This window comes from Actinoplanes sp. CA-030573, assembly GCF_050951115.1.
Taxonomy (GTDB): Bacteria; Actinomycetota; Actinomycetes; order Mycobacteriales; family Micromonosporaceae; genus Actinoplanes.
Genome location: NZ_CP192038.1, coordinates 7486338 through 7513120 on the forward strand (window position 1 = coordinate 7486338; position 26783 = coordinate 7513120).

Sequence of the window (26783 nt, forward strand, 5' to 3'; positions counted from 1 at the left end):
CCGCCCGGGCTCCTCGCGGCCTGTGGACAACCGTTAGAGTGACCCGTCCGAGACGGCCTGGGGAGGCGACCATGCGACGGTGGGCGGCCGCCCTGGCGTGCGCGCTGGCCCTGGGCGCGCCGGCCCTGGGCGCCGGCGGGTGCGCCACCGACCGGCCGGAGGGCGTCGACGGCGACCTGACCAACGGGTGGCGGCCGATGCCGGCCGCGGCCCCGTTCCGCCCGCAGGCCGGCGCCTGCCACGCCGAGATCGTCGAGACCGGCACGGCGGAGAACTACGAGCCCGTGGCCTGCACCGCCGCCCACCTGGCCGAGACCGTCGCCGTCGCCGACCTGGCCGCCGCCGGCCCGCTGAAGTCGCCGAAGGACGGCATGGCCAAGGCCTTCGCCACCTGCTCGCAGAAGGCCTCCGCGTTCCTCGGCGGCGACTGGCGTACGGGCTGGGTGGTGCTTCAGCCCGTGCTGCCGAGCGCGAAGGCGTGGACCGGGGGCGCCCACTGGGTGCGCTGCGATGTGGCCGAGTCCTCGCCGATCGACGGGACGCTCGTACGGCGTACGGGAAGCATGAAAGGCACCGTCAAAGCCGGCGGCAAGCTCCGGATGGCCTGCGCCAACCCCAAGATCGCCGGAGAGTCCGTCGCCGAGATGCACCCGGTCGCGTGCGCGAGCACGCACACCGCCGAGTTCGCCGGCCTGTTCAGCACGGCCAAGGCCGCATCGTCCGACCTCTCCGAAGCCGAGCTGGCCAAGGGCTGCGACGCGGCGATCGCCAAGTTCACCGGCCTGCGCGACGACGCGACCCTGCCGAGCCGGATCGGGTGGCTCGGCTTTCCGCCCGACGACACGGCCTGGCGGATGGGCGACCGGGCCGTGCGGTGCTTCCTGTGGCTCAACGGCGAGAAGATGAAGGGCTCCTATCGGGGCGCCGGCCCGGGGAAGCTCAAGATCCACTACGCGAACTGAACCCGTCAGGAAGTACGCCGCAGCACGGCCAGGAACATCGCGTCGGTGCCGTGCCGATGCGGCCAGAGCTGCACGGTCGGCCCGTTGCCCAGCCCCGGCATGCCCGGCGGCAGCAGCGGGCGCGCGTCGACGAAGTCCACCTCGACACCGCTGCGGCGCGCACCCTCGGTCACTGTCACCTGGGTCTCGACCATGTGGGGCGAGCAGGTCACGTACGCGACGAGCCCGCCCGGCCGCACCGCCCGCAACGCCGCCACCAGAAGCTCCCGCTGCAGCTTCGTCAGCGCCGGCAGGTCGGACGGCTGCCGGCGCCAGCGCGACTCCGGCCGTCGCCGCAGCGAGCCCAGCCCGGTGCACGGCGCGTCGACCAGCACCCGGTCGAACGAGTCCTCGGGCAGATCCGGATCGCGCCCGACCGACCGCCCGTCCATCGGCAGCACCGTCACCGGCATGCCCTCGGTGGCGTGCTCGACCAGCCGCGCCCGGTGCTCGGCCACCTCGACCGCGGTGACCTCGGCCCCGCGCAGCGCCGCGATCGACCCGAGCAGGCCGGCCTTGCCACCCGGCCCCGCGCACAGATCGAGCCAGCGGGCGTCGCGCCCCTCGATCGGCGCCGCCAGCAGCGCGGCCGCCACCAGCTGGGAGCCCTCGTCCTGCACGTGGGCGCGGCCCTCGGCGATCGCGGCCAGCTCCCGCGGCGAGCCGCCGTTCAGGTAGACCGCGTACGGCGAGAAGGCCCCTGGCACCCCGTCGACCTCGTCCGCCAGCTCCACCGCCTCGGCCCGCCCCGGCCGCGCGCACAGGTGGACGACCGGCGCCTGGTTGTCCTCGATCAGCAGGCGCGCGGTGTCCTCGAGGTCGCCGCCGAGCGACTCGGCGAACGCCCGCACGATCCACTGCGGGTGGTTGTGCAGCACCGAGAGGTTGCCGACCGGGTCCTCGTCGTAGGCCGGGGCCAGCCGCTCGAGCCACCCGTCCAGCGGCGTCTCGGTGATCGCGCGCAGCACCGCGTTGGCGAAGCCGGCGGCGCCGGGCGCGACCGAGCGCACCAGGTCGACGGTCTGGTTGACCGCCGCGTGCGCCGGCACCCGGGTGTAGAGCAGCTGGTAGGCGCCGAGCCGGAGGGCGTCGCGGGCCGGCGGGTCGATCCGGGCCACGTCGCGGCCCGCGGCCGATCCGATGATCAGATCGAGGGTGCCGGTGGCGCGCAGCGTGCCGTAGGCGAGCTCGGTGGCGAACGCGGCGTCGCGGCCACTCAGGGCCATGCCGCGGAGGATCTCCGCGAGCACGAGATTCGCGTACGCGTCGTCGCGGTGCACGGCCGCGATCGCCTCGTACGCCGCTTGCCGCGCCGGATCGGACGGCGGCCGGCCCGCTCTCGGCGCCCGGCCCGTGCGCGAGTCGCGGTCGTAGCCGGGACCCGCCGTGCCCCGCGGCCGGCCGGACTTGTGCGGCCGTCCCGCTCGATGGTCCGTCACGCGAACGTCTCCCCCGCCTGGATCCGCAGCCCGCGGGCCCAGTCGGTGGCCGGCATCGCCTTCTTCCCGGCCGCGCGCACCTCACCCAGCGCCACCGGGGTGGTGGCCGTGCCGACCAGCACCTGGGTGCGCTCGACGTGAATCTCCCCGGCGGCAATGGCGGGGGCGTTGGCGATCGGCCGCACCGGGCCCAGCTTCACCCGGTCGTCACGGAAGGTGGTCCAGGCTCCGGGCGCCGGCGTGCAGGCCCGGATCCGCCGGTCCACCGCGAACGACGGGTCGCCCCAGCGGACCTGCGCGTCCTCGACGGTGATCTTGGGCGCGAACGTGACCCCGTCGGCCGGCTGCGGGTGGGCCCGCGCGGTGCCGGCCTCGATCGCGTCGAGCACGGCCACGAGCAGCCCGGCGCCCTCGGTGGCCAGGCGACCGAGCAGGTCACCCGAGGTGTCGGACGGGCGGATCTCCTCGGTCAGCGTGCCGTAGACCGGGCCGGTGTCGAGCCCGGCCTCGAGCTCGAACACGCTGGCCCCGGTCACCTCGTCGCCGTGCAGCACGGCGTGCTGCACGGGCGCGGCGCCGCGCCACGCGGGCAACAGCGAGAAATGCAGGTTGATCCACCCATGCTTGGGGATCTCGAGCGCGCTGGGCGGCACCAGCGCGCCGTACGCGACGACGGGCACGCAGTCGGGTGCGATCTGCCGCAGTCGCTCCTGGAACTCGGGCTCCCGCGGCTTGGCCGGGGTGAGCACCTCGATGCCGCGCTCGTCGGCCCAGGCGGCGGCGGGCGACCGGACCAGGCGGCGGCCCCGGCCGGCGGGCGCGTCGGGCCGGGTCACGACGGCGGCCAGCTCGTGGCCGGACGCGGCGATGGCGTCGAGGGCGGGCAGGGTGACGGCCGGGGTGCCGGCGAAGACGAGACGCAACCCGCTCACCGCCCCAGCCCGAAGATGCCCCGGCCGTGCGGGCTCTCCTTGATCGTCGGGGGCTTGCCCGCGTCGTACCACTCGGCCGCCCGGATCTGCTTCATCGCGTCCTTGCGGACCGCGGCGTCCAGCCGGTCGAGGAAGAGCACCCCGTCGAGGTGGTCGGTCTCGTGCTGCACGCAGCGCGCCATCAGCCCGGTGCCGACCAGCTGGATCGGGTCGCCGTGCTCGTTGAAGCCGGCCGCCACCACGTTCTGCCGGCGCTTGGTGTCGACGTAGATGCCCGGGATCGACAGGCAGCCCTCGGGTCCGTCCTGCTCCTGTTCGTCGGGGAACGACAGCGACGGGTTGACGATGTGGCCCACCACGTCGTCCACGTCGAAGGTGAAGACGCGCAGCCCGACGCCGAGCTGCGGCGCGGCCAGGCCGGCGCCGCCCTCGTCCTGCATGGTCTCGACCAGGTCGCGCACGAGCTTGCGCAACTCCTTATCGAAGTCGACGACGGGATCGGCCGGCGTCCGCAGCACCGGATCACCGAAGAGACGGATGGGCTGAACGGTCACGCGGCGATACTCCTGACTTTCCGGCTGGGACCCGGTAAGTCTACGGAGTGCCCGGCCCGGTCTCCTCGTCAGCGTGACCGCCGTCCCGCTTCCGCTAGAAGATCGTCGCCGGGTCGACCTCGATGCGGACGGTGAGTGCCGCCTTGCGGGCGCTGCGGACGGCCGCCGCCTCGTGCAGCGCGTGCGCCATCGCCGCCGCCTGCGAGCGCGTCGTGCGGACCAGCATGCGCTCCTCGTCGTCCTCGGCCGGCACCGGGCCGAGCAGCTCGGCGCCCTCCGGCAGCCGCGCCGCCGCGAGCAGGTCGGCCACCGCCTCCGGCTTGCCGGTGAGGCTCGCCATCCGCGCCGCCGGCGGGAAACCCAGCTCGCGGCGCTCGGCCAGCTCGCGCGCCGCGAACCAGCCCGGCTCCCACCGGATCAGCGCCTGCACGGTGGCCAGCGACCCGTCCGCCACCACCACGACCCGTCCGCCCCGGGACTGCGGTCTCGCCAGCGCCGCCGCGCCGAACCACCGCCGCATCGTCTCCTCGGCCGCGCGCAGATCGGAGCGGGTCAGCAGGGCCCACGTATCGAGCAGGAGCACCGCCCCGAAACCGCCGTCGGCGTGCGGCTCGGCCCCCGGCGTGGCCACCACGACGGCCGCCTCCTGCGGGACCGTGCCGAGGATCTCGTCGCGGCCGGACGTGCGCACCGGCACGCCCGGGAACGCCCGGCCCAACTCCTCGGCCGTACGCCGTGCTCCGGTGACCGACGCCCGCAGCCGGCGCTCGCCGCAGGCCGGGCAGGTGTAGGCGGGCGACACCCGGCCGCACCACCGGCAGGCCGGCACGTCGCGCGCCCCCTGCAGGGCCAGCGGCCCCGAACAGTGCGGGCAGCGCGCCGGCGTCCGGCACTCGGCGCAGGCGACCGACGGCAGATAGCCCCGCCGCGGCACCTGCACCAGCACCGGCGCGTCGTCCTTGAGCGCCTGCCGGGCCGCCTGCCAGGCCAGGCTGGGCAGCCGCGCGGTCGCCGCGCCGGGGTCGCGGGCCAGCTCCGGGTCATCCCCGGTCGGCGCCACGGCCGGCGCCCGCTTGCGCAGCACGTCCCGCGCCGCGGTGATCTCCTTGGCCCAGCCCGTCTCCAGCAGCAGCTGCGCCTCCCCGGTGCGCGCGTGCCCCGCCACCAGCGCCGCGCAGCCGGCCAGGCTGGCCCGGGTCAGCAGCACCTCGCGGGCGTGCGGGTACGGCGACCGCGGCTCGGCGTGCAGGTCGTCCCCGTCGTCCCAGATGACCACGAGCCCGAGCTTCGCCACCGGCGCCCACATCGCCGCCCGGGTCCCCACCACCACCGGCACCTGATGCCGGCTGGCCCGCAGGAACCGCCGGTACCGCTCGGCCGGCCCGAGCGCGGCGTTCAGCGCGACGTGCCGCCCCGGGCCCAGCACCGCATCGAGCGCCCGGTCGACCCGCTCGAGATCCCGCGCATCGGCCACGACGATGACCGTGCCCCGCCCCGCCTTCGTCGTGGCGGCCGCCGCCTCGGCGATCCGGGTCGCCCACTCCTCCCCCGGCAGCGCTCCCCAGACGGCCCGCGGGGCCCGCCCGTCCTCGAGCGCCCGCAGGAACGCGGGACCGGCCGGATAGGAGTCCCACCCACCGGCCACCGGCGGCGCGATCTCCGCCACGCCCTCGGCCCCGGCCCGATCTTCGTCGCCGGCGGGAGCCTGGCCCTCCACCCGCGCATGCCGGGGCGGCACCGCCAACCGCAGCACGTCACACAGGTTTCCGGCGTAACGATCGGCGACGGCCCGTGCCAGCCGCGCCACCTCCGGGTCGAGCACCTGCTCGGCCGACACCACCCTGTCGAGGAACGCCAGCTTTCCCCCGTGCGGCGACGACTCGGCCCGCTCGAGCAGGAACCCGCCCACCAGCTGCCCGGCGAACCGCACCTTGACTCGCACCCCGGGCCGGGCCGCCTCGTCCTCCGCCGCGGCCACCAGGTAGTCGAACGGCCGGTCGAGATGCGGCAGGGGCACGTCGACGCACACCCGGGCCACCGGCAGCCTCTCCGCCGGCACCCGCTCGCCTCGCACACCCTTGCTGGTCATCGCCGAACATTCTGCCCGGCACCCCCGACAAGAATCGGCGACGTCACCGCCCGGTCGCGATTCGCGGACATGGCGGCTAGCCGAGGACGCCGGCCAGCGCCGCCGTCAACATCCGGTCGACCTCGGACGACGACGGCGCCGTCCCGTCCCGGTCGGCGAACATCAGGTGCCCGGTGCCGATCAGCATCCCGGCCACCGTCACCACGTCGGCGTCCGCGGCCACCCGCCCGAGCTCCTGCTCGGCTCGCAGATACGCGGCGATCATGGCGGCCGCCTCGCCCAGCAGCGGCACCCCCGGAGCGCCCCGGGCCGCTCGCAACCGGGCCCGCAGATCGTCCCGGAACGTGATCAGGCTGATGATCGCCACCGCCACCGATCCGAACAGCTCCTCGAGCACCACGCGCAGGTTCGCCGCCACGGTCCGGGTGCCGGCCGCCGCGATCAGGCCCGCCTCGGCCGCGGAGATGCGCGCGATCCGGTCCATCACCAGCGACGCCAGGAAGTCGTCGAAGTCCGCGAAGTGCTTGTGCAGCACCCCCTTGGCCACCCCGGCCTCGGCGGTCACCGCCCGGCTGGTCAGCGCGTGCGGCCCGGCCCGCAGCAGCACCCGCTCGGCGGCCGCGAACAACTGCTCCCGTACGTCCCGAAGTGCCACCCCGGTCGGCAACAAGCCCTCCGTTGTTGTTAGTGGGCGCGCGCCCACTTAAGGTGGGCACACGCCCACTATAGATGCGGAGCACCCCGCCATGAGCGACATCCACCAGCACCGCCGGGTCGCGGAGTCCTTCGGCGCCGGCGCCGAGCAGTACGACCGGGCCCGTCCGCCCTATCCGGAGGCGGCGATCGAGCGGATCGTCGCGGCCCGAGCGGACGTTCGACACCGTCGTGGCCGCCGCGACCTGGCACTGGGTCGACCCGATGGCCGGCGCCGCCCAAGCGGCGAGACTTCTCCGTGAATCCGGGCAAGTCGCTCTGATGTGGAACGTCTTCGAGGTGGACGAACGGGCATGACAAAGGGCGTCCTCCCGCGGGAGGACGCCCTTCGCGACGGATCAGGCAGCGGCGTTCTTGAGGTCCTGCGCCCGGTCGGTGCTCTCCCACACCAGGTCGGGCAGGTCACGGCCGAAGTGGCCGTACGCCGCCGTCTGCTGGTAGATCGGGCGGAGCAGGTCGAGGTCGCGGATGATCGCGGCCGGCCGCAGGTCGAAGACCTCGCCGATCGCCTTCTCGATCCGCTCGACCGGCACGTTCTCGGTGCCGAAGGTCTCGACGAACAGCGAGACCGGGTGGGCCTTGCCGATCGCGTACGCGACCTGGGCCTCACACCGCTCGGCCAAGCCGGCGGCCACGACGTTCTTGGCCACCCAGCGCATCGCGTACGCCGCCGACCGGTCCACCTTGGACGGGTCCTTGCCGGAGAACGCGCCGCCGCCGTGCCGGGCGTAACCGCCGTAGGTGTCGACGATGATCTTGCGACCGGTGAGGCCGGCGTCGCCCATCGGGCCACCGATCTCGAAGCGGCCGGTCGGGTTGACCAGCAGCCGGTAGCCCTCGGTGTCGATGCCGAGGCCCTCCAGCTCGGGCGCGATCACGTGCTCGCGGATGTCGGGCGTGAGCAGCGACTCCAGCGAGATGTCGGCCGCGTGCTGGGACGAGACCACAACCGTGTCGAGGCGGACCGGCTTGAGCCCGTCGTACTCGATGGTGACCTGGGTCTTGCCGTCCGGCCGCAGGTAGGGGATCGTGCCGTCCTTGCGGGCGGCGGAGAGGCGGCGGGCGAGCCGGTGCGCAAGGGCGATCGGCAGCGGCATCAGCTCGGGCGTCTCGGAGCAGGCGAAGCCGAACATCATGCCCTGGTCGCCGGCGCCCTGCGCGTCGAGAACGTGCTCGGAGTCGCCCTCGCGCAGCTCGATCGCGCTGTCGACGCCCTGGGCGATGTCGGGCGACTGCGCGCCGATCGAGACGCTGACGCCGCAGGACGCCCCGTCGAAGCCCTTCTTGGACGAGTCGTAGCCGATGCGCAGGATGGTGTCGCGCACGATGCTCGGGATGTCGGCGTAGGCCTGAGTGGTGACCTCACCGGCCACGTGGACCTGACCCGTGGTGATGAGGGTCTCCACCGCCACCCGGCTGCGCGGGTCCTGGGCCAGCAGGGCGTCGAGAATGCCGTCGCTGATCTGGTCAGCGATCTTGTCCGGGTGGCCTTCCGTGACCGACTCGGAGGTGAACAGGCGGCGTGCCACGGTGCTCCTCAGCTGTCGAAAGTTCGAACGTACCGCGAGAGTGTAGTCACCGCGAACGACAACCGTCGCCTGGGTGCTCTCCCGTCCACCGCTGCCACCTGGTGTTACAGCAGTGTCACGACGTGATCCAAAATCCTATCGGCCACATCTTCTTTGCGGAGTTCACCGAGAGTGGCCGTGCTCCCGTCCGCGCCGAGGATGGTCACCTCGTTGTGGTCGGCCCCGAAGACCCGGTCCACGCCGACCTCGTTCACGACGATCAGGTCGGCACGCTTCCTGGTCAACTTAGCCCTGGCGTGCTCCAACGCGTCGTTCGTCTCGGCCGCGAAGGCGACCAGGACCTGCCCGGGACGCTTGTTCGCGCCGATCTCCGCGGCGATGTCCGGGTTTGTCGCGAGTGCGATGGGTTCGGGGGTACCGCCCTCGGTCTTCTTGATCTTCTGCGCGGCGGTCGTGGCGGGCCGGAAATCGGCCGGCGCCGCGGCCATCACCACCACGTCGGCGTCGGCCGCGGCCTTCACTGTGGCCAGCCGCAACTCCTCGGTGGTGCCGACCCGGGCGATGTCCACGCCGGCCGGATCCGGCAACGTGACATTGGCGGCGATCAGGGTCACGCGCGCGCCCCGGGCGGCCGCCGACTTCGCGAGCGCGTACCCCTGCTTGCCGGATGATCGGTTTCCGATGAATCGCACGGGATCAAGCGGTTCCCGGGTGCCACCGGCGGTCACGACGACGTGCCGGCCGGCAAAATCAAGGTCAAGACCCCGTTCCCGTACGCGCGAAGCCAGCTCGAAGATCGCCTCGGGATCCGGGAGCCGGCCCTTGCCCGTGTCGGCGCCGGTCAACCGCCCCACGGCCGGCTCGATGACCACGGCGCCCCGCTCACGCAGAGTCGCCACGTTGGCACGGGTGGCCGCGTTTTCCCACATCTCGGTGTGCATCGCCGGCGCGTAGACGATCGGGCAGGTCGCCGTCAGCAGCGTGTTCGTGAGCAGGTCGTCGGCGATCCCGTGCGCGGCCTTGGCCAGCAGGTCGGCGGTCGCCGGCGCCACCACCACGAGGTCGGCGTGCCGCCCGATCCGCACGTGCGGCACCTCGTGCACGTCGTCCCACACCTCGGTCGCCACCGGCTTGCCCGACAGCGCCGCCCACGTCGGCGCTCCCACGAACTTCAGCGCCGAGGCGGTCGGCACCACCCGCACGCTGTACCCCGACTCGGTGAACAACCGCAGCAACTCGCACGCTTTGTAGGCGGCGATCCCGCCGCCGACCCCCAGGACGACCTCAGTCATGAACGCAATGATCCCGCGCCCCGAACCGGGACGCGGGATCACCCACGAGTTGTGTGACCGAGGCTTACGGGTTGTCCGTGGCCTCGGCGGTGAGCAGGCCGGCGTTGATCTCACGCATGGCGATGGAGAGCGGCTTCTCCTGCGGGGTGGTCTCGACCAGGGGGCCGACGTACTCCAGGAGGCCCTCACCGAGCTGGCTGTAGTAGGCGTTGACCTGGCGGGCGCGCTTGGCCGCGAAGATCACCAGCGAGTACTTCGACGAGGTCTTGTCGAGCAGCTCGTCGATCGGCGGGTTGGTGATGCCTTCGGGGTTCGCGATGGTTCCCACTGTTCGCAGATCCTTAATGCTCGGGAGCTTGTGCGGGTGTCAGAAACGATGAACCGAGCAATCCTACCAGTTCGTCCGCCGCACGCTCGACGAAGTCGTTGACCACCGTCCGGTCGAACTCCTTCTCGGCGGCCAGCTCCTCGTCGGCGTGGGCGAGCCGGCGACGGATCGTCTCCTCGTCGTCGGTGCCCCGCCCGATCAGCCGGCGCTTGAGCTCCTCTACGCTCGGCGGCGCCAGGAACACCAGCTGCGCCTCGGGCATGGCCGCCCGGACCTGGCGCGCGCCCTGAAGGTCGATCTTGAGCAGGACCGGCCGGCCCTGGCTCAGCCAGCCCTCGACCTGGGCCCGCGGCGTGCCGTAGAGGTTGCCGGCGAACTCCGCCCACTCGAGCAGCTGTCCGCCGTCGATCAGCCGCTGGAACTCCGGGCGAGTCACGAAGTGGTAGTGCTCGCCGTCGGTCTCGTAGTCGCGTTTCTTCCGGGTCGTGACCGACACCGACAGCTTGATCCAAGGCGAGCGCGCCCGGATCAGCTCGATCACACTGTCCTTCCCCACCCCCGACGGGCCGGAGAGGACGGTGAGGCGGGCTGCCGGGCGCGCGTCGTCATCCATGCTCACAGGCTCATTCAACACGAGCCCATGAGTCAGTTCGCAGCGAACTCCCCCAGGAGGGCCTTGCGCTGCTGGTCGCCGAGACCGCGCAGCCGGCGGCTGTCAGCGATCTTCAGCTTCTCCATGATCTGGGTCGCACGGATCTTGCCGATGCCCGGCAGCGCCTGAAGCACGGCCGAGACCTTCAGCTTGCCGACGACCTCGTCCTCCTCCGCGCGGTCGAGCACGGCGGCGAGGGTGGTCTTGCCGGACTTGAGCTGTTCCTTCAGCTCAGCCCGAGCCTTGCGAACTTCCGCGGCCTTCTCCAGCGCTGCAGCGCGCTGCTCGGGGCTCAGTGACGGGAGCGGCACCAGTTCTCCTCAGGTCCCTATCGCGCCGTAGTCGAATACCGGCGCTTCTGTGAAACGTGGTGTGCCAGGGAACCAAAGGGGCATGTGGTTCCCGGCGCGGGGAAAACTAGCGGTCAACGGCGCTTTCGGCAACGTGGGGGTACCCCCGGCCCGGCTGTCCGGCGGCCTGGTAAGCAGGCCCGTTTCACCCGAGAGCGGTGCGGCACTCGTCGACGGCGCGGTCCGCGGCGGCCCGCAGCGCGGCCACGGAAGGTCCCGCGTTGAGAACTTCCCGTGAGTACGACGGCAGCACGTTGCGCAGGCTTTCGCCGAAGACGGAGCGCAGGTCGGAGGGGGTCGCACCCTGCGCGCCGAGCCCCGGAGCGAGCAGCGGACCGTTCACCCGGGACAGGTCGTGACCGGTCCGCCCGATCGTCGCGCCGACCACGAGACCGAGGTAGCCGAGCGGCTGGGCACCCTTGTTGAGCTGGGAAATCTCATCGATCACGGTCTGCGCGACGGTGCGGCCGTCGGAAGCCACCGCATGCTGGACGCTCGCTCCCTCCGGGTTGGAGGTCAGCGCGAGCGCGAACACACCGGCCCCGTTCGCGGCCGCGAGGTCGAATGCCGGCTGCAACGACCCCACTCCGAGGTAGGGACTCACAGTAATCGCGTCGGCACGCAGGGAACTTGACGGATCAAGGTATGCGGAGGCATAGGCCGCCATCGTGGAGCCGATGTCGCCCCGTTTCACGTCGAGCAGGACCAGGGCTCCGGCCTCGCGCAACTGTCGGATAGTTGACTCAAGAATGCCGATGCCACGTGACCCAAATCTCTCAAAAAACGCCGACTGCGGCTTCACCACGGCCACCCGATCGGCCAGGGCGTCGACCACCGTACGGGCGAAGCGTTCCAGGCCGGCGACGTCATCGGTGAGCCCCCAGCGGCCGAGCAGAGCGGCATGCGGATCGATGCCGACACACAGCGGCCCCCGCTTCGCGACGGCGTCGGTGAGGCGTTGCCCGAAGGTCTCCATGGCTGTGCGTACCCCTTCCGTGTCAGGTAGCCGCCACCGCCGCGGCGATCCGCGGTGTAGTGCGGCCGGAGGATCGGATTCCGTTGTCATGCGCCCGCCGCCGCCACGGTTCTGTGGGCCGCGCGTCGCTCTGCTCACCTATGCGCGCGGCTTTCATCGCTGTGCTCACCTATGCGCGACGGCAGCGCTCGTCAGGTGGCCGCGACCGCGGCGGCGATCCCCGCGACGATGCGGGAGACGTCCGCGACCTCGGCCACATACGGCGGCATCGTGTAGATCAGGTCCCGGAACGGACGCAGCCAGACCCCGGCGTCGACGGCCGCCGCGGTCGCCTTGGCCATGTCCACCGGATGGTCCAGCTGCACCACGCCGATCGCTCCGAGGACCCGCACGTCGGCCACGCCGGGCGCCTTCCGCAGCGGCTCGAGACCGTCGCGGAGACCGCTTTCGATCAGCCGGACCCGGGACCGCCACGACCCGTCGGCGAGCAGGCCGAGCGAGGCGTTGGCGACCGCGCAGGCCAGCGGGTTGCCCATGAACGTCGGTCCGTGCGCGAGGCCGCCGCCCTCCCCCGCCGAGATCGCCTCCGCCACCGGCCGGGTGCAGAGCGTCGCCGCGAGCGTGAGATAGCCACCGGTCAGCGCCTTGCCGACGCACATGATGTCGGGGCTCACCCCGGCATGCCCGGCCGCGAAGAGCTCGCCGGTGCGCCCGAAGCCGGTCGCGATCTCGTCGAAGATCAGGAAGATGCCACGCGCGGCCGTCGCCTCCCGCAGCACCTTCAGGTACGCCGGATGGTGGAACCGCATGCCGCCGGCGCCCTGCACGACCGGTTCGACGATCACCGCCGCCACCTCGTCCGCATGCTCGTCGATGAGCGACACGAGCGAGGAGGCGTACGCCGGGTCGAAGCCGGCCGGCGGCACGTCCGCGAAGACCTGCACCGGCAGCACGCCGGTCCAGAGCGAGTGCATCCCACCGACCGGATCGCAGACGGTCATCGGGTGGAACGTGTCGCCGTGGTAGCCGCCGCGCCAGGTGAGCAGCCGCCGCCGGCCGGGCCGCCCGAGAGCGAGCTGGGCCTGCAGCGCCATCTTGATCGCCACCTCGACCCCGACCGATCCGGAGTCGCAGAGGAAGACGTGCTCGAGCCCGTCCGGCGCCATCTCCACCAGCGAGGTGGCGAGCGCGATGGCCGGCTCGTGGGTGAGCCCGCCGAACATGACGTGGCTCATCCTTCCCGCCTGCTCGGCGAGCGCCGCGTCGAGGACGGGATGCCGGTAGCCGTGGATCGCCGCCCACCACGACGACATCCCGTCGACCAGCTCGCGGCCGTCGGCCAGCCGCAGCCGGACCCCCTCGGCGCTCTCCACCAGGTAGGGATCGCTCTTTCCCGGCATCGGCCCATACGGGTGCCAGACGTGCGCCCGGTCCAGTGCCAGGAGGTCGGTCATCGGATCTCCGCACGCTCCCGATACGCGGCCGCCGCCTTGGCGACGCCCCGCACCAGTCCCGGACCGTGATAGATGAAGCCGCTGTAGAGCTGGACCAGCGCGGCCCCCGCGTCGAGCATCCGGGTCGCGTCGTCGGGGGTCATGATGCCGCCGACGCCGATGATCGGCAGCCGGCCGCCGGTCTCGGTGTGCACGAAGTGGACGACCTTGCGCGCCTTCTCGGTCAGCGGCCGCCCCGACAGCCCGCCCGCCTCGGCCGCCCGTGGCTGGTCGGCCGGGGCCAGCCCGTCCCGGGCCAGCGTCGTGTTGGTGGCGATCACCCCGGCCGCGCCGTGGCTCAGGCAAACCTCCAGCAGCTCGGCGATGGCCGGCTCGGTCAGGTCGGGAGCGATCTTCACCAGCACCGGCGTCGTGCCGGTCAGCGCGGCCAGCAGGGTCGCGATCGCCGATTTGTCCTGCAACGTGCGCAGGCCCGGCGTGTTCGGCGAGGAGACGTTGACCGCGATGTAGTCCGCGTACGGGTGCAGCAGCCGATAGGACGTCAGGTAGTCCTCGACCGCCTCCTCCAGCGGCGTCACCTTGGACTTGCCGAGCGACACGCCCAGCGGCACCCCGAGCGGGCCCAACGCGTCCAGACGGGCCGCCAGAGCGGCCGCCCCGGCGTTGTTGAAGCCCATCCGGTTGATGATCGCCTCGCTGTCCCGCAGCCGGAACAGCCGCGGCTTGTCGTTGCCCGGCTGCGCGTGCGCGGTGACCGTGCCGACCTCGACGAAGCCGAACCCGAGCGCGGGCCACGCGGGCAGCGCCACCCCGTTCTTGTCCATCCCGGCCGCGAGCCCGACCGCGTTCGGGAACCGCACCCCGAACGCCTCGACCGGCGCGTCGACCGCATAACGCCCGCGCGCCAGCCCCCGGGCCCGCTCGCCCAGCCGGGAGAGGCGCCCGAGTGTGAACTCGTGCGCCTTCTCCGCGTCGCCCCCGCCGACCCGGAACAGCACCGGCCGCAGCGTGGATTCGAACAAACTCACTTCGTGCCCCGGAGGGCGGCGTGCAGCTCCTGCAGCGGTCGGACGCTCATGTCGCCGCGCATCAGGGCCTCGATGCCCATCACCGCCGCCGCCGCGCCCTGGGTCGTGGTGATGCTCGGGATGTCGGCGGTGACCGCGGCGCTGCGGATCTCGTAGCCGTCCTCGCGCGCGCTCGCGCCCGAGCCCTGCGGCGTGTTGATGATCATGGCGATCTCGCCGGCCAGGATCAGCGCCACCGCGTTCTGGCCGGGGCCCTCGTAGTGCTTCGGGACGACCTCGCACGCGATGCCGTGGCGGCGCAGCACCTCGCCGGTGCCGGCCGTCGTGACGATCGTGAAGCCGAGGTCGGCCAGCCGCTTGATCGGGAAGATCATCGAGCGCTTGTCGCGGTTGGCGACCGAGACGAAGATCTTGCCGCCGGTCGGGAGCGAGCCGTACGCGGCGGCCTGCGACTTGGCGAACGCCTGCCCGAAGCCGGCGTCGATGCCCATCACCTCGCCGGTCGACTTCATCTCGGGCCCGAGCAGGCTGTCCACGCCCTTCCCGGCCGGGGTGCGGAACCGCTTGAACGGCAGCACCGCCTCCTTGATCGCGATCGGCGCGTTCTCCGGGACCGTGCCGCCGTCCCCCGAGGGAAGCAGCAGGCCCTCCGCCCGCAGGTCGGCGATGGTGGCGCCGAGCATGATGCGGGCCGCCGCCTTGGCCAGCGGGACCGCGGTCGCCTTCGAGACGAACGGGACGGTCCGGGACGCGCGCGGGTTGGCCTCGAGCACGTAGAGGACGTCGTCCTTGAGCGCGTACTGCACGTTGAGCAGGCCGCGCACCCCGACCCCGCGGGCGATCGCCTCGGTGTAGCGGCGCACCTCGGCCAGGTGCGAGCCGGCCAGCGTGACCGGCGGCAGCGAGCAGGACGAGTCGCCGGAGTGGATGCCGGCCTCCTCGATGTGCTCCATCACGCCGCCCAGGTAGACCTCGCCGGTGGCGTCGCAGAGCGCGTCCACGTCGATCTCGATGGCGTCGTCGAGGAACCGGTCGACCAGCACCGGGTGGTCCGGCGAGATCTGGGTGGCCCGCTCGATGTAGCCCTGGAGGGTCGGCTCGTCGTAGACGATCTCCATGCCGCGACCGCCGAGCACGTACGACGGGCGGACCAGCACCGGGTAGCCGATCGCGTCGGCGATCCCCTTGGCCTCCTCGAAGCTGGTGGCCGTGCCGTGGTCGGGCGAGCGCAGGCCGGCCTTGCCGAGCACGGCGCCGAACAGCCCGCGGTCCTCGGCCAGGTCGATCGACTCGGGCGAGGTGCCGACGATCGGGACGCCGGCCTTCTTGAGCCGCTTGGCCAGGCCGAGCGGGGTCTGGCCGCCGAGCTGGACGATCACGCCGACCACGCCCGGGCCGCCGGCCGCCTTGCCGCTGGAGTCCTCCGAGTGGAACACCTCGAGGACGTCCTCGAAGGTCAGCGGCTCGAAGTAGAGCCGGTCGGCGGTGTCGTAGTCGGTCGACACCGTCTCCGGGTTGCAGTTGACCATGACGGTCTCGTAGTCGACGCCGCGCAGCGCCATGACCGCGTGCACGCAGGAGTAGTCGAACTCGATGCCCTGGCCGATGCGGTTCGGTCCCGAGCCCAGGATGATCACCTTGGGCCGGTCGGAGGGCGCGACCTCGGTCTCCTCGTCGTACGAGGAGTAGTGGTACGGGGTGTTCGCCTCGAACTCGGCGGCGCAGGTGTCGACGGTCTTGTAGACGGGCCGGATGCCGAGCCGGTGGCGCAGCGTGCGGACGCCGTCCTCGCCGGCCAGCTCCGGTCGCAGCGCCGCGAGCTGCCGGTCGGAGAGCCCCGACCGCTTGGCCCGGCGCAGCAGCTCCTCGTCGAGCACGGCCGCGTCCGAGATGTCGCGTCGCAGTTCGACCAGCGCCTGGATCTCCTCTAGGAACCAGGGGTCGATCCCGCCGCTGGCCTCGTGCACCTGCTCGATCGAGGCGCCGAGCCGCAGCGCCCGCTCGACCGTGTAGAGGCGGCCGTCGTGCGGCGTGCGCAAAGCGGACAGAACGTCTTCCAAGGAGGAAGCGTCCTCCCGGCCGGTCCAGAACCCGGCGGCCGTGGACTCGAGCGAGCGCATCGCCTTGTTCAGCGCCTCGGCGAAGTTGCGGCCCAGCGACATCGCCTCGCCGACCGACTTCATCGTGGTGGTCAGCTCGGGGTCGGCGCCCGGGAACTTCTCGAACGCGAACCGCGGGATCTTCACGACCACGTAGTCGAGGGCCGGCTCGAAGGCGGCCGGGGTCTTCAGCGTGATGTCGTTCGGGATCTCGTCGAGCGTGTAGCCGATGGCCAGCTTGGCGGCGATCTTCGCGATCGGGAAGCCGGTCGCCTTGGACGCCAGGGCGCTGCTCCGTGACACGCGCGGGTTCATCTCGATGACGACCAGGCGGCCGTCGCGCGGGTTGACCGCGAACTGGATGTTGCAGCCGCCGGTGTCGACGCCGACCTCGCGCAGCACGGCGATGCCGAGGTCGCGCAGGTCCTGGTACTCCCGGTCGGTGAGCGTCATGGCCGGGGCCACGGTCACCGAGTCGCCGGTGTGCACGCCCATCGGGTCGAGGTTCTCGATCGAGCAGACGACCACGACGTTGTCGTGCTTGTCGCGCATCAGCTCGAGCTCGTACTCCTTCCAGCCGAGCACGCTCTCCTCGATCAGCACCTCGTGCACCGGGGAGGCCGCGAGCCCCGCGCCGGCGATTCGCTCGAGATCTTCCCGGGTGTGCGCCATGCCCGAGCCGAGGCCACCCATCGTGAAGGAGGGCCGGATCACGACGGGCAGGCCGAGATCCTCGACGGTCGCGACGACCTCGTCCATCGAGTGGCAGACCCGCGACCGGGGCGTCTCGCCGCCGGCCTTCGCGACGATGTCCTTGAAGAGCTGCCGGTCCTCGCCGCGGCGGATGGCGTCGATGTTGGCACCGATCAGCTCGACGCCGTACTTCTCGAGGACGCCGTTCTCGTGCAGCGCGACCGCCGTGTTCAGCGCGGTCTGCCCGCCCAGCGTCGGCAGGATCGCATCCGGCCGCTCCTTGGCGATGACCAGCTCGACGAACTCGGGCGTGATCGGCTCGACGTAGGTGGCGTCGGCGAACTCGGGGTCGGTCATGATCGTGGCCGGGTTCGAGTTGACCAGCGAGACGCGCAGCCCCTCGGCCCGCAGCACCCGGCAGGCCTGGGTGCCGGAGTAGTCGAACTCGCAGGCCTGCCCGATGACGATCGGCCCCGAGCCGATCACCATGACGTGCTTGAGATCTTCACGCTTCGGCATGCGTCAGCCCTTCTTTTCCACGAGCTCGACGAACCGGTCGAAGAGGTAGTCGGCGTCGTGCGGCCCGGCGGCGGCCTCGGGGTGGTACTGGACGGTGAACGCGGGGACGTCCAGCCCCCGCAGGCCTTCGACCACGTTGTCGTTGAGGCAGACGTGCGACACCTCGACGCCGCCGAACTCGGTGTCGATCACCGTGTTGAGCGGGGCGTCGACCGCGAAGCCGTGGTTGTGCGAGGTGACCTCGACCTTGCCGGTGGTCTTGTCGAGCACCGGCTGGTTGATGCCGCGGTGGCCGTAGCCGAGCTTGTAGGTGCCGAAGCCGAGCGCACGGCCCAGGATCTGGCTGCCGAAACAGATTCCGAACAGCGGCTTCCGTACGCGCATGACCTCCCGGGCCAGCGCGACCGGCCCGTCGGCGGTGGCCGGGTCGCCGGGGCCGGGCGAGAAGAACACCGCGTCCGGGCTGACCGCGAGCAGCTCCTCGATCGTCGAGGTGGCCGGGAAGATGTGCGTGGTCACCCCGCGCTCGGCGAGACGGCGCGAGACGTTGCGCTTGATGCCCAGATCGAGGGCGGCGACCGTGTACCGGTGCTCCCCGATCGCCTCGACCGTGTATTTCGCCGAGGTGGTGACCTCGGCCGACAGGTCGGCGCCGACCATCTGCGGCGCGGCCTGGACGCGAGCCAGGAGCGACTGCGGGTCGAGATCCACGCTCGAGATGCCCACCCGCATGGCGCCGCGCGAACGCAGGTGGCGGGTCAGCGCCCGGGTGTCGATCCCGCTGATGCCGACGACCCCCTCGGCCGCCAGCCGATCACCGAGGTCGCCGGTCGAGCGCCAGTTCGACGGCCGGCGAGCGGGGTCGCGCACGACGTAGCCGGCGACCCAGATCTTGCCGGACTCGTCGTCCTCACCGTTGACGCCGGTGTTGCCGATCATCGGGGCCGTCTGCACGACGACCTGCCGGTGATAGGAGGGGTCGGTGAGCGTCTCCTGGTAACCGGTCATGCCGGTGGTGAAGACCGCCTCGCCGAAGGTCTCCCCCACGGCGCCATAGGCCTCACCGAGGAACGTACGTCCGTCCTCGAGTACCAATATCGCTTTGCTCATTTACTTCACAGCCTTCCCGTCCAGGACCGTCGGCTCTCCCCGGAGGAAGGTCGCGACGATGCGACCCGGCAGGGTGGTGCCCGTGTACGGCGTGTTGCGGCTGCGGCTCGCCAGCTCGCTCGGGTCGACGACCCGGCGGGCGGACGGGTCCACCAGCGTGAGGTTGGCCGGCGAGCCGGCCGTCAGATCGGTGCCGTGCCCGTCGAGCCCGGCGATGCGGGCCGGCGTGCGGGACATCCGGTCGGCGATCAGATCCCACCGCTCGCCGAGGACGCTGAGCACGATCGGGAGCGCGGTCTCCAGCCCCAGCATGCCGGGCCGGGCGTACGCCCACTCGCATTCCTTGTCCTCCACCGCATGCGGCGCGTGATCGGTGGCGACCACGTCGATGACGCCCTCGACCAGGGCGGCGCGCAGGGCGGCGACGTCCGACGCCGTACGCAACGGGGGGTTGACCTTGAAGACCGGGTCGTAGGACGCCGCCAGCTCGTCGGTGAGCAGCAGGTGGTGCGGCGTGACCTCGGCCGTGACCCGGACGCCCCTGGCCTTGGCCTGGCGCAGGACCTCGACCGAACCGGCCGTGGAGACGTGGCAGACGTGCAGGCGGCTGCCCACGTGCTCGGCCAGCAGCACGTCCCGCGCGATGATCGCCTCCTCGGCGACGGCCGGCCAGCCGGTGAGCCCGAGCCGGGTGCTGACCTCGCCCTCGTGCATCTGCGCGCCCTCGGTGAGGCGCGGCTCCTCGGCGTGCTGGGCGATGATGCCGTCGAACGCCTTCACGTACTCCAGGGCGCGGCGCATCAGGCGCGGGTCGGCCACGCAGAAGCCGTCGTCGGAGAAGATCCGCACGTTCGCCGCGCTGGTCGCCATCGCGCCGAGCTCGGCCAGCTGCTTGCCGGCCAGCCCGACCGTGACCGCGCCGATCGGCTGCACGTCGACCAGGCCGGCCTCGCGACCGAGGCGCCAGACCTGCTCGACCACGCCGGCGGTGTCGGCCACCGGCGACGTGTTCGCCATCGCGCAGACCGCCGTGTAGCCGCCGAGCGCCGCGGCCCGGGAGCCGGTCTCGACCGTCTCGGCGTCCTCCCGCCCCGGCTCCCGCAGGTGCGTGTGCAGGTCGACCAGGCCCGGCAGCGCCACCAGCCCGCCGGCGTCGATGACCTCGGCCGTCTTGTCCGGCGCGCCGGCCGAGATCAGGCCGTCGCGGATGACGAGGTCGGCCGGCGCGCCGCCGAGAACCGAGACGCCCTTCAGCACGTACGCGGTCATGCCTTGCCCCCCAAGAGCAGATAGAGAACCGCCATGCGGGCGCTGACGCCGTTGGCGACCTGTTCGACGATCGTGGACCGGGACGAGTCGGCCACCTCGGGCGTGATCTCCATGCCGCGGTTCATCGGGCCCGGGTGCATGACGATCGCGTGCCCCGGCAGCCTGCGCATCCGCGCGAGGTCGAGACCGTAGCGCCGGCTGTATTCCCGCGCGGAGGGGAAATACGAGTCCTGCATGCGCTCGGTCTGCACTCGCAACATCATCACCACGTCCATGTCGGGCAGGACGCTATCGAGGTCGTACGACACTTTTGTCTTCGCACCGAGCGCGGCGGCGATGTCGACCGGGATCAGCGTGGGCGGACCGACCAGCGTGACCTCGGCGCCGAGCGTCGAGAGCAGCAGCACATTGGACCGGGCGACGCGGCTGTGCAGCACGTCCCCGACGATCGCGACCTTCAGCCCCTCGATCTTTCCCAACCGCGAGCGCATCGTGTACGCGTCGAGCAGCGCCTGCGTCGGATGCTCGTGCGTCCCGTCGCCGGCGTTGATCACCGAACCGTCGACCCAGCTGGCCAGCCGGTGCGGCGCCCCGCTCGCCGAGTGCCGGATCACGACGGCGTCGGCGCCCATCGCCTGCAATGTGAGAGCCGTGTCCTTCAGACTCTCACCCTTCGAGACGCTGGAGCCTTTTGCGGAAAAATTGATGACGTCGGCCGACAGCCGCTTGGCCGCCGCCTCGAACGAGATCCGGGTGCGGGTCGAGTCCTCGTAGAAGAGGTTCACCACGGTCCGCCCGCGCAGCGTCGGCAGCTTCTTGACCTCGCGGCCGGCCAGGGCGGCCATTTCGGCCGCGGTGTCCAGGATCAGGGTGGCGGTGGCCGCGTCGAGGTCGGCGGCCGAGCGCAGGTGCTTGATCATTGCTCGCTCCCGGTCAGGTTGACCTCGTCCAAGCCGTCGGTCTCGGTGAGCGAGACCCGCACGCTCTCGGACAGCGCGGTCGGGATGTTCTTGCCCACGTAGTCGGCGCGGATCGGCAGCTGGCGGTGACCGCGGTCGACCAGGACGGCGAGCTGCACCGAGCTGGGTCGTCCGACGTCGTTCAGCGCATCGAGGGCTGCCCGCACCGTACGGCCGGAAAAGAGCACGTCATCGACCAGAATGACCCGCCGCCCGTCGATGCCGCCGCCGGGAAGCTCGGTCTTGCCGAGCGCGCGGGTGGCGTGCAGCCGGAGGTCGTCGCGATAGAGGGTGATGTCCAGGGACCCGACCGGCACGTCGATGCCTTCGAAGGCGTGGATGCGCGAGGCCAGCCGGTGGGCGAGCGGGACGCCCCGGGTGGGAATGCCGAGAAGGACGGTGCCGGTGGCGCCCGAGGTCTTCTCGAGAATCTGATGAGCGATCCGGTCGACGACCCGGTGCAGGTCGGACCCGCTCAAAATGATCTTGCTGGTCGTGTCGGCGCGCGGCGAAGCCACGGCGGACCTCCTTCCCCGCCTCACGGGACGGGTCGTTAAAGGAGACGGGACGGGTGCGTCCCGATGGCTGACGCTACGTTACCAGTGGACGCGGCGTTGACCATGGTGACCTGCCCTACGCTGGTACCAGACGGACGAATCCGGCACATCCCCCGTGCGTCGCACGACTCATCGGTAACCAACACTTGACCGGCCGCCTGACACTGCGTACCGTCACGCTGCGTAGCGATCGCGGAGGAAGAACCCTCCGGGCCAGCACAGTACTGGGAGTGTTCCGAATGCCGTCTGAGTACGCCAAGTCGTTGGGCGCCCGCCTGCGCTCCATTCGCCAGCAGCAGGGCCTGTCCCTGCAGGGTGTGGAAGAGAAGTCGAACGGCCGCTGGAAGGCCGTCGTGGTGGGCTCGTACGAGCGCGGCGACCGCGCAGTCACCGTGTCGCGCCTCGCCGAGCTGGCCGACTTCTACCGCGTGCCCGTCTCGGAGCTGCTGCCCGACGGCAGCGGTGTCCGCCTCGAGGCCACCAACAAGATCGTGCTCGACCTGGAAAAGCTGTACGACACCACGGGCGAGGACCTCGCCTACGTCGCACGGTACGCCCGGGCCATCCAGCAGCAGCGCGGCGACTACAACGGCCGCGTCCTCTCCATCCGAGCCGACGACCTGCGCGCGCTCGCCATCGTCTACGACATCTCGCCGTCGGGCCTCATCGAGCGCCTGACCGAGCAGGGTGTCCTGGTCGCCGACCCGCGCGCCTTCTTCGCCAGCTGATCCCCTCAGGCACCTCGAACGGCCCGCGGCAATCCCGCGGGCCTTTCGTTTGCCTTATCCGGCCACACCCCGTCACGGCCCTCGGCGGCCGCAAGATCCTCGATATCACCGTTAGTGCCCGCCGCGAGTGTGCGGCTTCACAGCACCGCCCGTTTTCGCACATCAAGCGAACGCGAACCTTCAGGCGGTCGTCCTCACGTTCCGTGGCAGCGACCCGCCTGCAGCTTTGCGAAGTTCCTTTTCTCGCCGCTCTCCGGACGCCGCTGCCCGCCGCATCCGTTCCCGTTACGCCGCGCCGCCCCTCGCCGCGCCGCCGCCCCTCGCCGCGCCGCCCCTCGCCGCGCCGCCCCTCGCCGCGCCGCCCCTCGCCGCGCCGCCCCTCGCCGCGCTCTCGCACCGCCCGGCCGCTTTCCGCTGCCCGCGCTGCCTCCCGCCTGCCCGCAGCCGCCGGCCCGAGCCCCGCCGGCCCTCGCCGCGCCGCCCCTCGCCGCCCCGCTCCTCGCCGCGCTCTCGCACCGCCCGGCCGCTTTCCGCTGCGCCACCCGCCTGCCCGCAGCCGCCGGCCCGAGCCCGTAGCCGTCAGCCGTCAGCCGTCAGCCATCAACCATCAACCATCAGCCATCAGCCATCAGCCGTCAGCCGTCAGCCGTCAGCCGTCAGCCGTCAGCCGATCTTGAAGATTCTGCGCAGTGGGCGAACCGCAACTCATCACCCCCGGCGAATGCCAGCTAGCGCTTACGCAAGCGCTGATGAGTTCCCGCGCACAGCTGGCGCCACTTCATCAAGATCGGCGCCGCCGAGCGCGGCACTCACTCGGCGCCGCCGAGCGCGGCACTCACGAAGCAGGCCGCTACCCAAGCGGGAGGGCTGCTCCAGCCGAAGACCAATCCGAGCACGAGCCAATCGCCAGCCGTCCACGCCGAGCGCAAGCCAACGCCAGCGAGCCGAACCACCCCGCAACGCGAAAAGGCCGCCCGGAAACCTCCGGGCGGCCAAATCGGCGATCAACCAACCATCACCGCGTGGCGAACTCCGCGATCCGCCCGAGGATCCCGTTCAGGAAGCGCGGGCTGTCATCGGTGGACATCTGCCGCGCCAGCTCGACCGCCTCCGTGATCGCGACCGGGTCGTCGATCTCCGGGACGTACAGCAACTCGTACACGGCGATGCGCGCCAGGTTCCGGTCGACCACGGGCATGCGGTCGAGCGTCCACCCCTCGGCGTAGCTCGCGATCAGCTCGTCGATCCGGTCGAGGTTCTTCGCCACGCCCTCGACCAGGCTCACCGCGTAGTCCATGTGGTCGGGGCGCGGCTTCTCGATCCGCTCGAGGTAGGTGCGCAGCACCTCGCTGGGCGGCAGATCGCGCAGGTCGGCCTCGTAGAGCACGTCCAGCGCCCGCTTCCGCGCCTTCCGGCGCGCGGGCATCTGGGTCTTGGGGGCCTCAGACATGGCCTCTATTCCGATTGTGGGTGGTGGCGGGGCGGTTGGACGGGCCTAGGAACGACCGAGGTAGCGGCCGTCGCGGGTGTCGACCTTGATCTTCTCGCCGGTGGTGATGAAGAGCGGGACCTGCACCGTCGCGCCGGTCTCGACCGTGGCCGGCTTGGTGCCGCCGGTGGAGCGGTCGCCCTGCAGGCCCGGCTCGGTGTAGGTGACCTCGAGGAAGACGCTCGTCGGCAGCTCGATGTAGAGCGGGACGCCCTCGTGCGTGGCGACCGTGGCCTCGGCCTCGGGAAGCAGGTAGTTCGCGTTCTCGCCGACGGTGCCGCCGGGGACGGTGATCTGGTCGTAGGTGTCCAGATCCATGAAGACGAAGTCTTCGCCGTCCTGGTAGAGGTACTGCATCGTGCGCTTGTCGACCGTCGCGGTGTCGACCTTGGTGCCGGCGTTGAACGTCTTGTCGACGACCTTGCCGGACAGCACGTTCTTGAGCGTGGTGCGCACGAACGCGCCACCCTTACCCGGCTTCACGTGCTGGAACTCCACGACGGACCACAGATCGCCGTCGAGGTTGAGCACCAGGCCGTTCTTCAGGTCGTTCGTGCTAGCCATGTTTTCTTAGAACCCTGTCTGCCTTGTATGCGAAACGTATCGGTGACCGACCGAGTTTACCGGCGGCTACCGGGCATCGCCCACCTGGGCCAGGTGCTCGAGCGCCAGCCGGTACCCGTCCACGCCGAGCCCCGCGATCACGCCGGTCGCAACGGCCGTGATGACCGATTTGTGCCTGAATTCCTCGCGCTTGTGAATGTTCGAGATGTGCACCTCGACCAGGCGCCCGCCGAGCATCGCGCACGCGTCCCGCACCGCGACGCTGTAGTGCGTCCAGCCGCCCGGATTGATCACCACGTCGGCGCCCGCGTCGGCGGCCTCGTGCAGCCAGCGGATCATCTCGAACTCGGCGTCGGTCTGCCGCACCTCGACCTCGAGACCCAGGCGCTTGCCCGCATCGTGGCAGAGCTGGACCAGATCGCCGTACGTCGTCGCTCCGTAGATCGAAGGCTCCCGCGTGCCGAGCCGCCCGATGTTGGGCCCGTTGAGCACGTAGATCATCGCGCCACCTCCGCGTAGGCCTCGCGCAGCAGACCCTCGTCGGGCCCGGTGAGGATGCCCGGTTTCGCCAGGCCATCGAGAACAACGAAACGCAAGGTGTCGGCCCGCGCCTTCTTGTCGACGCGCATCGCGCTCAGGAGATCGGTCCAGGCCCCTTGCCCGTACGCCGTGGGCAGCCCCACGCTAGCCAGGACGGCTCGGTGCCGGGCCGCAGTCTCGTCGTCGAGCCGGCCCGAGAGCCGGGACAGCGCCGCCGCGAAGATCAACCCCACCGACACCGCATGGCCGTGCTTCCAGGTGTACTTCTCGCGTTTCTCGATCGCGTGGCCGAGCGTGTGCCCGTAGTTGAGGATCTCGCGCAGCCCCGACTCCTTGAGGTCGACGCTCACCACCTCGGCCTTGACCCGGACCGCCCGCTCGACCAGCTCCCGCAGCACGTCGCTGCCCGGGTCGGCCGCCGCCGCCGGATCGCCCTCGACCAGCTCGAGAATCCGCGGATCGGCGATGAACCCGCACTTGATCACCTCGGCCAGCCCGGCCGTGAGATCGTCGGCCGGCAGCGACCCGAGCGCATCGAGATCGCACAGCACGCCCGCCGGCGGATGGAACGCGCCGACCAGGTTCTTACCGGCCGCGATGTTGACCCCGGTCTTGCCACCCACCGAAGCGTCGACCATGCCGAGCAGCGACGTCGACACCGGGACCCAGCGCACCCCGCGCAGCCAGCAGGCCGCGACATAGCCGGCCAGGTCGGTGACCGCTCCCCCGCCGACACCCACGACCACGTCGCTGCGGGTGAAGCCGGCCTCGCCCAGCGAGTCCCAGCAGCGGGCCGCCACCTCGACCGTCTTGCCCCGCTCGGCGTCGGGGACTTCGATCATCGTGGTGCGCGCGCCGAGCCCGCTCGCGATGCCCTCCGCGTACGCCCGAAGTGGCTCGGAGAACAGCACCGCGACCCGCGCCGCATCGCCGACCAGCCCCGGCAGCTCGCCGCCCAGATCGCGGCCGACCAGGACGTCATACTCCCGGTCACCGCCCACGTGTATGCGTGTCACCACGGCGGAAACCTTAGTGGGCCGGTACGACGAAAAGCGTCCCGCCCGAGCGGGGTTCCATCCCTCGGACACCAACGGCCGCGATGGGGTTATATCTTTCTACCCCCAAACGGGTTACAACTGGCTCATGCCGAAAGTCAACGTGTACCTGCCCGACGACCTTGCCGACGCGGTCCGGGACGCCGGACTGCCCGTCTCCGCGATCTGCCAGCGTGCCCTGGAGCAGGCCGTCCGCCGTACCACCGCGATCCGGCAGGCCCTGCTCGACGACATCGAGCCCGAGCAGCTCGCCGCCCGCCTGCCCAGCTTCACCGCCCGCCTGGTCCACGCCGTGACCCTGGCCGCCGGCCGCGCGAAGGCCGCCGGGTCCGCCGGCGTCACCACCGGCGACCTGCTGGCCGGCATGGTCGCCGAGGGCGGAAACCTGGCACTGCAGATCCTCTCGGCGATCGAGGTCGACCCGGCCACGCTCGACGTCCCCGCCGGCACCGAGCCCGGTTCCGGCGAGCCCGGCCTGCGCTTCAGCAACCCGGCCGCGGTCACGCTCGAGCTGGCGGTGGGCGAGGCGATCGGCCTGGGCCACAACTACGTCGGATGCGAGCACTTGCTGATCGCGCTCGCGTCGGAGCCGGACGGTGTGGCCGGCGACCTGCTGCGGGCACGCGGCGCCGATGGCCGGGCGACCAGGCGTGCGGTCGCGGCGGCGATCGCCGGCTACACCCACCTGCGCGCCAACACGGCGGCGGTGCCGACCGGCATTCTTTCGGCCGTACGGGCGGAGATCGCCCCGCTGATCCAGCGCATCGAACGCCTCGAGAGCCGCCTTGTGGACGGCCGCCGAGAATTGTCATAGCCGGCCCGTAATCTCACCCCACCCAGTGAACGGGTGGGGTGGCGTCACC

26 protein-coding genes are annotated in these 26783 nt (G+C 71.5%); 4 read left to right on the plus strand and 22 right to left on the minus strand.

Features of this window, described 5'->3' with window-relative positions; translation table 11 throughout:
* The first annotated feature begins 71 nt into the window (after positions 1–71).
* Entirely contained in the window at positions 72–962 is an 891-nt protein-coding gene (locus tag ACQP2F_RS34395) for a septum formation family protein (RefSeq protein ID WP_433294925.1), read from the plus strand.
* A 5-nt stretch (positions 963–967) separates the two neighbouring features.
* Here ACQP2F_RS34395 and ACQP2F_RS34400 read toward each other — a convergent pair whose 3' ends face one another.
* The 5 genes from ACQP2F_RS34400 to ACQP2F_RS34420 all read right to left on the minus strand — a co-directional run bounded on the left by ACQP2F_RS34400 (position 968) and on the right by ACQP2F_RS34420 (position 6682).
* Complete coding sequence (locus ACQP2F_RS34400) at positions 968–2440, minus strand: RsmB/NOP family class I SAM-dependent RNA methyltransferase (RefSeq protein WP_433294927.1); 1473 nt, start codon at positions 2438–2440, stop codon at positions 968–970.
* Entirely contained in the window at positions 2437–3363 is a 927-nt protein-coding gene (gene fmt, locus ACQP2F_RS34405; protein WP_433307702.1) for a methionyl-tRNA formyltransferase, read from the minus strand. The genes ACQP2F_RS34400 and fmt overlap by 4 nt, the downstream gene beginning before the upstream one ends.
* A 5-nt stretch (positions 3364–3368) precedes the next feature.
* Positions 3369–3926 carry a peptide deformylase gene (gene def, locus ACQP2F_RS34410; protein ID WP_433294929.1) on the minus strand — a complete coding sequence of 186 codons (558 nt, stop codon included), beginning with the start codon at positions 3924–3926 and terminating at the stop codon, positions 3369–3371.
* A 94-nt stretch (positions 3927–4020) separates the two neighbouring features.
* Complete coding sequence (locus ACQP2F_RS34415) at positions 4021–6015, minus strand: primosomal protein N' (RefSeq protein WP_433294931.1); 1995 nt, start codon at positions 6013–6015, stop codon at positions 4021–4023.
* A 76-nt stretch (positions 6016–6091) separates the two neighbouring features.
* Positions 6092–6682 (minus strand): TetR/AcrR family transcriptional regulator, encoded by a 591-nt coding sequence (locus ACQP2F_RS34420; RefSeq protein ID WP_433294933.1) that lies wholly within the window; start codon positions 6680–6682, stop codon positions 6092–6094.
* Positions 6683–6761: 79 nt separating this feature from the next.
* On the opposite strand from ACQP2F_RS34420, the gene ACQP2F_RS34425 reads away from it, so the two are divergent.
* The gene (locus ACQP2F_RS34425) at positions 6762–6971 is read left to right on the plus strand and encodes a hypothetical protein (RefSeq protein WP_433294935.1); all 210 of its coding nucleotides are present in this window, start codon (positions 6762–6764) and stop codon (positions 6969–6971) included.
* A gap of 96 nt (positions 6972–7067) precedes the next feature.
* Here the strand turns inward: ACQP2F_RS34425 and metK are convergent, their stop codons facing one another.
* From metK to pyrR, 13 genes are all read right to left on the minus strand, one after another.
* On the minus strand, positions 7068–8258 hold the full coding sequence (metK, locus tag ACQP2F_RS34430; RefSeq protein ID WP_433294937.1) for a methionine adenosyltransferase: 1191 nt from the start codon (positions 8256–8258) through the stop codon (positions 7068–7070).
* Positions 8259–8362: 104 nt separating this feature from the next.
* On the minus strand, positions 8363–9550 hold the full coding sequence (gene coaBC, locus ACQP2F_RS34435; protein WP_433294939.1) for a bifunctional phosphopantothenoylcysteine decarboxylase/phosphopantothenate--cysteine ligase CoaBC: 1188 nt from the start codon (positions 9548–9550) through the stop codon (positions 8363–8365).
* A 64-nt stretch (positions 9551–9614) separates the two neighbouring features.
* Positions 9615–9878 (minus strand): DNA-directed RNA polymerase subunit omega, encoded by a 264-nt coding sequence (gene rpoZ, locus ACQP2F_RS34440; protein ID WP_015623990.1) that lies wholly within the window; start codon positions 9876–9878, stop codon positions 9615–9617.
* Between the two features lie 13 nt (positions 9879–9891).
* Positions 9892–10491, minus strand: coding sequence for a guanylate kinase (gmk, locus tag ACQP2F_RS34445; RefSeq protein ID WP_433294942.1), 600 nt, complete (start codon positions 10489–10491; stop codon positions 9892–9894).
* A 32-nt stretch (positions 10492–10523) separates the two neighbouring features.
* Positions 10524–10841: an integration host factor, actinobacterial type gene (gene mihF, locus ACQP2F_RS34450; protein WP_020517554.1), complete on the minus strand. Its 318-nt coding sequence runs from the start codon at positions 10839–10841 to the stop codon at positions 10524–10526.
* Positions 10842–11025: 184 nt separating this feature from the next.
* The gene (gene pyrF / locus ACQP2F_RS34455; RefSeq protein ID WP_433294945.1) at positions 11026–11856 is read right to left on the minus strand and encodes an orotidine-5'-phosphate decarboxylase; all 831 of its coding nucleotides are present in this window, start codon (positions 11854–11856) and stop codon (positions 11026–11028) included.
* A gap of 191 nt (positions 11857–12047) precedes the next feature.
* A complete protein-coding gene (locus tag ACQP2F_RS34460; protein ID WP_433294947.1) occupies positions 12048–13310 on the minus strand; it encodes an adenosylmethionine--8-amino-7-oxononanoate transaminase in 1263 nt (420 codons plus the stop codon).
* On the minus strand, positions 13307–14338 hold the full coding sequence (locus tag ACQP2F_RS34465) for a quinone-dependent dihydroorotate dehydrogenase (protein WP_433294949.1): 1032 nt from the start codon (positions 14336–14338) through the stop codon (positions 13307–13309). The genes ACQP2F_RS34460 and ACQP2F_RS34465 overlap by 4 nt, the downstream gene beginning before the upstream one ends.
* Positions 14335–17649 (minus strand): carbamoyl-phosphate synthase large subunit, encoded by a 3315-nt coding sequence (carB, locus tag ACQP2F_RS34470; RefSeq protein WP_433294951.1) that lies wholly within the window; start codon positions 17647–17649, stop codon positions 14335–14337. The genes ACQP2F_RS34465 and carB overlap by 4 nt, the downstream gene beginning before the upstream one ends.
* A gap of 3 nt (positions 17650–17652) precedes the next feature.
* Complete coding sequence (carA, locus tag ACQP2F_RS34475; protein ID WP_433294953.1) at positions 17653–18759, minus strand: glutamine-hydrolyzing carbamoyl-phosphate synthase small subunit; 1107 nt, start codon at positions 18757–18759, stop codon at positions 17653–17655.
* Complete coding sequence (locus tag ACQP2F_RS34480) at positions 18760–20028, minus strand: dihydroorotase (RefSeq protein ID WP_433294955.1); 1269 nt, start codon at positions 20026–20028, stop codon at positions 18760–18762. It abuts the gene before it with no gap.
* Positions 20025–20948, minus strand: a complete 924-nt coding sequence (locus ACQP2F_RS34485; protein ID WP_433294957.1) for an aspartate carbamoyltransferase catalytic subunit — start codon at positions 20946–20948, stop codon at positions 20025–20027. Before ACQP2F_RS34485 ends, ACQP2F_RS34480 begins: the two co-directional genes overlap by 4 nt.
* Positions 20945–21505, minus strand: a complete 561-nt coding sequence (pyrR, locus tag ACQP2F_RS34490) for a bifunctional pyr operon transcriptional regulator/uracil phosphoribosyltransferase PyrR (protein WP_433294959.1) — start codon at positions 21503–21505, stop codon at positions 20945–20947. The genes ACQP2F_RS34485 and pyrR overlap by 4 nt, the downstream gene beginning before the upstream one ends.
* 278 nt (positions 21506–21783) lie before the next feature.
* Between pyrR and bldD the strand changes: the two genes are divergently transcribed.
* On the plus strand, positions 21784–22272 hold the full coding sequence (gene bldD / locus ACQP2F_RS34495; protein ID WP_020517563.1) for a transcriptional regulator BldD: 489 nt from the start codon (positions 21784–21786) through the stop codon (positions 22270–22272).
* Positions 22273–23287: 1015 nt separating this feature from the next.
* On the opposite strand, the gene nusB is transcribed toward bldD, so the two are convergent.
* The 4 genes from nusB to aroB all read right to left on the minus strand — a co-directional run bounded on the left by nusB (position 23288) and on the right by aroB (position 25884).
* Positions 23288–23698: a transcription antitermination factor NusB gene (nusB, locus tag ACQP2F_RS34500; protein ID WP_433307704.1), complete on the minus strand. Its 411-nt coding sequence runs from the start codon at positions 23696–23698 to the stop codon at positions 23288–23290.
* 69 nt (positions 23699–23767) lie between these two features.
* On the minus strand, positions 23768–24325 hold the full coding sequence (efp, locus tag ACQP2F_RS34505; RefSeq protein WP_433294962.1) for an elongation factor P: 558 nt from the start codon (positions 24323–24325) through the stop codon (positions 23768–23770).
* Between the two features lie 66 nt (positions 24326–24391).
* Positions 24392–24826 (minus strand): type II 3-dehydroquinate dehydratase, encoded by a 435-nt coding sequence (gene aroQ, locus ACQP2F_RS34510; protein ID WP_433294964.1) that lies wholly within the window; start codon positions 24824–24826, stop codon positions 24392–24394.
* Positions 24823–25884, minus strand: a complete 1062-nt coding sequence (gene aroB / locus ACQP2F_RS34515) for a 3-dehydroquinate synthase (RefSeq protein ID WP_433294966.1) — start codon at positions 25882–25884, stop codon at positions 24823–24825. The genes aroQ and aroB overlap by 4 nt, the downstream gene beginning before the upstream one ends.
* Before the next feature lie 124 nt (positions 25885–26008).
* Between aroB and ACQP2F_RS34520 the strand changes: the two genes are divergently transcribed.
* On the plus strand, positions 26009–26734 hold the full coding sequence (locus ACQP2F_RS34520; RefSeq protein WP_433294968.1) for a Clp protease N-terminal domain-containing protein: 726 nt from the start codon (positions 26009–26011) through the stop codon (positions 26732–26734).
* Positions 26735–26783 lie beyond the last annotated feature (49 nt).

Bases quoted from the DNA above. Each gene is read 5' to 3' on its own strand.
- nusB (WP_433307704.1), bottom strand. From the start codon at position 23,698: ATGCCCGCGCGCCGGAAGGCGCGGAAGCGGGCGCTGGACGTGCTCTAC.
- bldD (WP_020517563.1), top strand. From the start codon at position 21,784: ATGCCGTCTGAGTACGCCAAGTCGTTGGGCGCCCGCCTGCGCTCCATT.
- ACQP2F_RS34460 (WP_433294947.1), bottom strand. From the start codon at position 13,310: ATGACCGACCTCCTGGCACTGGACCGGGCGCACGTCTGGCACCCGTAT.
- ACQP2F_RS34415 (WP_433294931.1), bottom strand. From the start codon at position 6,015: ATGACCAGCAAGGGTGTGCGAGGCGAGCGGGTGCCGGCGGAGAGGCTG.
- carB (WP_433294951.1), bottom strand. From the start codon at position 17,649: ATGCCGAAGCGTGAAGATCTCAAGCACGTCATGGTGATCGGCTCGGGG.
- pyrF (WP_433294945.1), bottom strand. From the start codon at position 11,856: ATGGAGACCTTCGGGCAACGCCTCACCGACGCCGTCGCGAAGCGGGGG.
- coaBC (WP_433294939.1), bottom strand. From the start codon at position 9,550: ATGACTGAGGTCGTCCTGGGGGTCGGCGGCGGGATCGCCGCCTACAAA.
- gmk (WP_433294942.1), bottom strand. From the start codon at position 10,491: ATGGATGACGACGCGCGCCCGGCAGCCCGCCTCACCGTCCTCTCCGGC.
- ACQP2F_RS34395 (WP_433294925.1), top strand. From the start codon at position 72: ATGCGACGGTGGGCGGCCGCCCTGGCGTGCGCGCTGGCCCTGGGCGCG.
- efp (WP_433294962.1), bottom strand. From the start codon at position 24,325: ATGGCTAGCACGAACGACCTGAAGAACGGCCTGGTGCTCAACCTCGAC.
- ACQP2F_RS34485 (WP_433294957.1), bottom strand. From the start codon at position 20,948: ATGATCAAGCACCTGCGCTCGGCCGCCGACCTCGACGCGGCCACCGCC.
- carA (WP_433294953.1), bottom strand. From the start codon at position 18,759: ATGAGCAAAGCGATATTGGTACTCGAGGACGGACGTACGTTCCTCGGT.
- aroQ (WP_433294964.1), bottom strand. From the start codon at position 24,826: ATGATCTACGTGCTCAACGGGCCCAACATCGGGCGGCTCGGCACGCGG.
- ACQP2F_RS34425 (WP_433294935.1), top strand. From the start codon at position 6,762: ATGAGCGACATCCACCAGCACCGCCGGGTCGCGGAGTCCTTCGGCGCC.
- ACQP2F_RS34480 (WP_433294955.1), bottom strand. From the start codon at position 20,028: ATGACCGCGTACGTGCTGAAGGGCGTCTCGGTTCTCGGCGGCGCGCCG.
- ACQP2F_RS34520 (WP_433294968.1), top strand. From the start codon at position 26,009: ATGCCGAAAGTCAACGTGTACCTGCCCGACGACCTTGCCGACGCGGTC.